Here is a 7,468-nt window from a genome sequence, read left to right as displayed (position 1 = left end):
CCCTCCTCAAGGAGCGCCGCGCCGTCTTCTCGGGATAGGCGACTGTTTGGAATGAGCAGTGCTACTTCCCCGACCGAACAGACCCTATCCTTCGCCAGGATAGGGATTTTCTGAGTTTCAGAATTCTGCGCATCCGGAGCCTGGCGAGGGGGCGCACCTGCCGCGCAGCCCCTTCAACTCATGCTCAGCTGTCCACCAATCGCGATTGAGAATCGAGAGCGGTGGTTTAGATGTTGCGCTCAAATTCCAAGCTTTGATCTGAACGCAATGAAGTCCTCGGGGACGTGAAGATAGGAGTTGGGACTGTCCTTCAGGTCAACGCCTTCAAGGTAAAGAATCGAACGCCAGATCAGATCTTGCATTGCGGCTGGCTCGAACAAGAGTTGGCCCTCGTCGTCACTGATCCGCAGTGTTCGTGCCCAGGAGGAAAGATCCTCACGAGAACGTGTCCCGGCAATCAATTCATCGAAGGCCCGCTGAATATCTGAAAGATGAACAATCATCACCAACTCCCCGTGAAATTACCGTCCTTATCGAACGTATAGTGGACCTTCTTGCCTCCAGTCACGCTCTCCTCAGGCCGAATTTGGCGGACCCTGCCTTGCTGATCAATTGTCTCGTGCCAGATCCGCTTTGCGCCGGTGACAGGATCCCACTCACGAACCACTCGCCGTCCGATCATCTCCCCCGGTTTCGTTGCAGGCATTATTTCGCCATAGAACCTGAAGCGCCCGTTCGCCAATGCCTTTACACCGTCCGAGCCGTATTTCGCAGCTTGCCGTAGGTACTCTTTGAGCTGCGCGCCCATTAGTGAACTCGCCGCGTCACTGCCGGCCTTTACGGCCGCACTACAAAAGCTGGCAGCTTTTGTAGTACCCGCTGGCACGTAGGGCACGGCCATCGCGGCCACATCCAAGCCGAGCGCCGTCCAGTCCTGGACAACGATGTCATAGATGACGTTTCCGGCGTCCCAAACGGTGTCAATTGGAATAAGGCCATTGGGGTCGACGAAGTGAAGAGGATTGTTCAGTCCATATGCATATGGCGTCAGGACTTGGCCCTTCCGTGCATAGTCTTGAACCACCATGGGCATTTGCAGCATCGGTTCTGATTGCAAGTACCGCCCGATGCTCGGGTCGTAGTAACGGTTCCAGTTCTCGAAGAGGTCCGTCTCCGTGTCGTGGTACTGGCCGGGGAAGCGAATGGGCGTCCAGAAGGGTTGGGCCCCCGTCTGGTAGCGCTGATACTCGTAGCCTTCCAGCACTACACCCTGGGACGTCGTGTTCGCCGGCCCACCGGGCCAGACCAGCCTCACGTTCGCGCGCCCCGTGGAGGGCGTCACCCAGTCCGACCAGGTCCGCCCTCGGCCCGTCCCCGACACGGACGCCAACACCGTTCCCTGGTCCGCGTCCACCACCTCCACCTGACCCGCTCTCAGGTCCACCTTGTGGAACAAGGCCCGCATCCTCACGGACGTCGCGTGGTTCGCCAACGGCGACGTCCCCGTGGGCTGTTCCATGGTTCCCAGCATCTGGCTGGAGGCACTGTTGTTGTTGAGCGGGTGCGCTGTCTCCGCCACCAGTCCCACCCGGTTGACCTGACCGAACGGCTCATAGTCCACCGCTCCCGCCACCTTCCCGTTTCCATCCAACATCAGCACGGGCTTGCCCAGGTGGTCCGTCACCGGGAAGTACACTCCGCACGCCGCCGCTTCCCCGTTGCGCGAGCAGTCCGCCGACATGTCCGCCAGCCGCGTCCATGTGGTGCTCAACTTACCCCGCACCAGCGCCACCGGCCGCCCGCCCAGCCACACGTAGTCGTCCTGCGTGTAGTGCGCCACGGGCGTCACCACGTCGCTGCTTCCCCGGTCCACCAGCAGCTGGTTGGCCCCCGTGTAGAAGAACTCGTCGCTCGTTCCTCCCGGGTAGCTCTTCTGCCTCCGGCGTCCCAGCCCGTCGTAGTAGTAGTTGTAGAAGGCCCCATTCACCTCCACCGTCCGGAAGACGCTCTCGGTGGCCACTCCCACCGATTGCCCGTACTCAAAGGCCAGGGTGGTGTCCTCGCCGAGGTCCGCCTTGCGCGTGACGCGTCCCTCAGCGTCGTACGCCAGCGTGTACCCCAGCTGGCTGTTGGCCGCGCTCGAGCCCCATCCCACCAACCTGTCCCTGTGCGCCGCGCTGTCTGTCGCGTAGCTCAGGAAGTAGGCCGAGCCGTCGTTCGTCATGGCCGTGCGGTTGCCTCGTCCATCATACGTGTAGGCGCGTGAGCCGAACGCCCCTCCCGTCGCACTGAAGTTGCCCGCGGTCCGGCCCGCTCCCGTCAGGCGCAGCGTCCGATCATAGGCGTACGTCTCCTGCATCGGCGTCGCATTCTGCCCCAGCAGGCACGTGTCCGTGCGCACCACCTGGTCCGCCTTCCACGTGTATGTCCGCTGGTAGATGTCCCCCGTGCCCGCGCCCATCGCCACACTGCCCGAGGACACGCGCAGGCTGCGCAACCGCCCCGTCAGGTCCGAGTTCGCCGCAGAGGGGAAGCTGGTGGAGCAACCCGCCGGCGGCACCGAGCCATCATCCCCCAGGCCGTACTCCACCGTCATGCTGCCACCCGTTCCGGGCTGGTTGAGCGTGTAGCCCCGCAGCCCGCCATAGGGCTCCCAAGTGACGTTGCTCAGCAGCCGCCGTGTCGTCCACGCCGTCCCGTCGTACAGCGTCACGTCCACCGCGCTCACCCGGTTGGTGTTGCCTCCCGTCCCGTACACGTACGTCACCGTCCGTCCGTTCGGGTACGTCACCGACCGCAGGTTGCCATTGCGCGTGTAGGTGTAGCGGGTGTGCGGGTTCGCGTTGGCCACGTCGCCACACATCGTGGCCCCCGCCCTCACCCGAATCTCCCCCACCACGTTGCCCCACAAATCATACGAGAACCAGGTGGTGCCAAAAGAGTCCTCGCGGTAGCGAAGCCGGCCCTTCGTGTATTCCATCGCCGGGCAGCTCGAGGGAGGTGCTCTCTGGTCATTGTAACCCAGACGATAGAGCAGCTCGCTTCCCGTGGCATGCACCCGCTGGACGGACACCAGGCGCGAGAGCATGTCGTAGGTGGAGAGAACATACTCGCCGGCCTGACGCATGGCCGCCGTCTCCTTCACCACCTGATTGCCCTGGGCATCATAGGCGTAGCGCACCGGGCCGTCCGCGTGCGGCAGGGACAATTCCACCACCTGGCCGAAATCGTCATACGCGTACGTGGACGCGGGCTGGGCGCAGGTGGCGAACGTATCCGTGGACTGGCAGCCCACCTTCACGCCGGACACGTTGCCCTGCACGTCATAGGTGAAGAGCGTGCGCTGGGAGACGCCGTCCGCCGGGTACTCGTCCACCTGCACCAGGCGGTTGGCCCGGTCATAGGCCAGCGAGGAGCACAACTGCGACAGCGGCGTGCCGTTCTCCAGCGGACCCACTCCCATCTTCACCCCGCCGCACCAGGCGGGCGGGTTGTTGAAGGCATGCCCCACTCCCGTCAGGTTGTCCGCGCCATCGAAGGACTTCGCCGCGCTGAAGCTCCCCGCGCCTTCTCCCCACTTGTTCCACGTCGGACGCTTGTGTGCATCCGCCGCGTACTTCATCACCCGCCTCGTCTGGACCCCAGTCCCCGTCTGGAGCAGGAAACGCTCCTCTTTCAGCGTTCCATCCGGCCAGTAGGCGTAGACGGTCTTCTCCGTCCAGCCCGTCCCATCCGCCCCACTGGCATGCGCCACCCATTGGAGTTTGTCCGACATCGCGCCACTAGAGCAGCGCCCGTCCGGCGAGGCACCCGTACGGTAGCAGAAGACATGGAAGTCTTCCTCGGGATTGCTGATGTAGCTCAAGTACTTGTCGCTCTGATAGCCGTAGGTGATGAGCTTCGAACGATACGCCTCATGGGCGCCCTCCTCCGTCCTCACGAGCCGGTCTTCATTGTAGAAGTTCTTGGTAAGCCGCCAATTGGCGTCAACGATGGTCTCGATGCGGCTCCAACCGGAACCGAACTCGTGGTCGTATCCGGTCTCCAGGACGACCGAACTCGGGTCCACTGGGCCTCCAGCGGGGTAGACAAGCGTCTGGGACAACCGGTTGCCATGCGCGTGAGTGGCGTTCGGCTCGAAATATACGTAGCGCGTCACAGGATAGGGCGCCGTCGTGGGGCAATCCGTGGCGGACTCGCTGGCCACCCAGCATGGACCATGAATCTCCCTCACCCGGCCCAATGGATCCTCCTGGTCTTCATTGAAGGTGGTGAGGAAAAAGGTGCCCACGAAACGGCGTTCGGTCGTCCAGGTGCCGTTGCTCCCGCGGATCCGCGTCCATCCGGAGCGAATGAGGGCCTTCGTGCGATTCGTTCCGGGAGCATAGACGTGGAGCGTGCGCTTGCGGTTCGTGGCTCCCCCCAGGACACTGGCCTCCTCCTCCACCTGCGGCAGTTGCTGACCGTTGGAGTAGGTATAGGTGTACTGTGTTTCCTCCAGGGCTCCCGTCCCGAGCATGTCCGAGGCACCCCGCTTGACACTGGCGAGCTCCAATCGGGGAGAGGCTTCGGGGGACAAGGAGTAGCCAAACACCTGCCAGTTGCCCCGCTTGTCCTTGCGCGCGATTTCCTTGCCGGGATTTCCGGGCGAGGAGCAGGTCCACTCCGAGCGAACCGAGCCCGGGCTGCAGGCACCACTCACCGTGCATGCATCCTGCGTCTGGTACATGCGCGGCGCGTTCTCCTGGCCATAGTTGGAAAGCGTCGCATAGGTGCTCAACAGGCCGGCGGCCCCCTCGGTGCCGTCACCCCGTCCCGCGTAGGAATCCACCGCCTGGCGCACCTGGGGCGTCCGGCCGCAGCAATTGGAACCCGGTTGGCAAGCCCCCGCCGTGGGCTCCCAGGAAAGCGCGGCACCATGGCCTCCTCCTGTCGCCGAGGCCACACGCCCATCCGCCCCATACGTATGTCGCACCAGCAGCACTCCCGCCTCGGAGCGCTGAAACTCTCCCGCCGTGTAGAGGTAGCGCTCCAGGCGCGAGCGTTTTTCCGCCGTTCCGATACGCCCTGGCCGCTCGACTCCCCCTTGTGTGGTGTAGGCGTACACCACTGACTCCTGCGGATGATCCTGGTATGGCAGGGAGCGCACCCGGTCAATGACACAGTCCACGCCCCCCGCGGAACGCGCAAGCACACGGTAGTCGAAGCTCAGGCTCGCTCCCGCGGGGCTCTGCACACTGGAGAGATAGGGGACGCCCGGACTGCTTCCCGTCGCACCCTGCGCACAGCCGGTCAGGTTGGGCTGGGCATAGTTCAACTGCGCCAGGTTGATTCCCGCTCCAGAGACCACCCGGGACAGGAAATAGCGGCGCCGCCCCTCTCGCGGTGACAGGAAGAGGGACTCATAGACCAGCAGAGTTCCATCCGACTGACGCAGCTCATAGCCCGTGGGCGTCCGCTTCAAGCGCTCTGGGCGGGACTGGTTTCCTTGCGCGGGCACGGCCTCGCAAGTCGAGCCCGCGCACGGCAGGAAACGCAACAGGCCTCCATCCGGCGTACGGACACTCCAGTAGTATTGGTGTTCCACCACGACGCTCAGCCAGTTGTGCCACCATTCCACGGACTCGGGATTGTTGGGGCTTCCGCCAAAGGGCTTGGGCACTCCCACCAGGGGCGCATCGTATATCCACTCATCGCCCCGCGAGCTGAACGTCCGCTCGAAGGACAAGGTGGTGAGGCCATCCCCGACACTCAGGTCCTTCACCTGCTCGAAGCTGGAGCCCGAGGCGAGATTGACGGGATCGTAGCAGTAGAGGTCTCGATTGCTTCCCACGGGCCCTCCACCATCGATTTCCCCGGGCGCGCAGTCCTCGTCCACCGCGCCATCGCAATCGTTGTCCTGGCCGTCCGCACAGATTTCCGACCCACAGGACAAACCACCGTCGCCACCCGCGTCCGGACCCGCCGAGGTTCCACCGTCCTGCTGGCAGACCGTTCCACCGAACCCGTCTTCATCCGTCTGCCCATCGAGATCATTGTCCTGGCCATCACACACCTCGGATGGCGGCACCGGGTATGAGCACTCCACGATGGGGTCGAAAAACTCATTCCCACTCACCGTCACCGTCAGTCGAGCCTCCGGATTGACGACACACTGACCCTGGCCAAAAGCGCCTGATCTCACGCAATCCAAGTCGCTGTTGCATTCCCACTGAGACCCTTTCGCGCAGGCATTGAATCCCCCGCCCTCAAGGAACACATAATCTTTGCGCTCGTGGGCAGGCACGTTGCCCGCGCCATCAGTGGCGTAAGCAGCACACTGCTTCCCCCCCACGGATTCGCCGGGGCACTCGCATGTCCAGGTAACGACGGACTGACTGGTTCCATCGGGACTGGTAACCAGTTCTTTATAGCCAAAATCGGCACGAGCGGAAGTCATGGCCAACAGACAGAACAGCGCGACCAGACGAGCAGCAGACGGCCAGGATGCTCCAGACGACACGAGGAGCCTGGTGGAACAAGGAGAATTCTGATTCATCATGAATAGACACTCAGACAATAGAAGACAAACCCGGCTCGCGGACACACCCGCGCCGGCTCAACGAATGGTCTGGAAATGGGGCCTCAAGGAACCGAGGTATCAGCCCTCGTGGCGAGTGGAACGCACAACCGCCTCTTGGAGGACGGGTAGAATTGAGAGCAGCGCCAGTCCGAGGGACAGTCCGTCTGTGCCTGGCAGGACTGGCTGCACACGTATCCCTCATGGCGGCCGGGCTTCACGTGAAGGCAGATGCCAGACAGGCATGCGCTGGCTCCATTCTCCCCGCAGTCTTCCCCCAGTTGTTTCGTCGCCTTCTCGGCCCGCAACGGACGAGGCTCCGTCAACAGTTGCGGCTCCACCTCAACCCGAGGCTCGTCCTCTGTTTTTCCGCAGCCCGCCCAGACTCCAGCGGCAAGTCCCAACACGACAACAATCCACTTCATGATTCTTTCTTTCTAGGAAAAAAGACCGCGCCGCTACTGGAGAAGTTGTCGGCGCGCTGGACGTGGTGCTTTTGCGAGCCTCCAGACACTGTCCTTCACGCTCAAACTCTCTCAGGCGCCAAGCGCCCATCGGGCTTCATCCGCCTTTGCATAACTTCCCCCGAGTAACTTGAGGATCCTCGGTGGAGCACGTTTCATGCCAATCACCCGCCTCCGTTCCCACGGCTGTTTCCGCTATACGCCCAATCGCGTCCCAGGCCCTGCAAGAGAGCGTGGAGCTGGACGGCAGTCTCGACTCGGAGACTGTCGGTCGTCCCGGTGGCCATTGTGGGGCCGAGGAGACGGTGCCGCTCTTGGGCTCCCCGTCTCCTCCCTTGGTGAGAAGCTGACTGGTGAGTCTTCAACCATCCCTGAAATACCCGTTATAGCTGAAAAATCTGAAGGACCATCGACTGGGTGGTAGAAGCGCGCGATGCGCAAGACC

General features: G+C 62.8%; 2 protein-coding genes. Both read right to left on the bottom strand.

Features of this window, described 5'->3' with window-relative positions:
• Positions 1-239: 239 nt before the first annotated feature.
• Positions 240-503 carry a YxzC family protein gene (locus D187_RS55805; RefSeq protein WP_155893853.1) on the bottom strand — a complete coding sequence of 88 codons (264 nt, stop codon included), beginning with the start codon at positions 501-503 and terminating at the stop codon, positions 240-242.
• A complete protein-coding gene (locus tag D187_RS36780; protein ID WP_245591915.1) occupies positions 503-6,070 on the bottom strand; it encodes an RHS repeat-associated core domain-containing protein in 5,568 nt (1,855 codons plus the stop codon). The genes D187_RS55805 and D187_RS36780 overlap by 1 nt, the downstream gene beginning before the upstream one ends.
• Between the last annotated feature and the right edge of the window lie 1,398 nt (positions 6,071-7,468).

Origin of the sequence: Cystobacter fuscus DSM 2262 (genome assembly GCF_000335475.2) — a bacterium.
GTDB classification, from domain to species: Bacteria; Myxococcota; Myxococcia; order Myxococcales; family Myxococcaceae; genus Cystobacter; species Cystobacter fuscus.
This window is presented reverse-complemented; position numbering and strand designations above follow the sequence as displayed.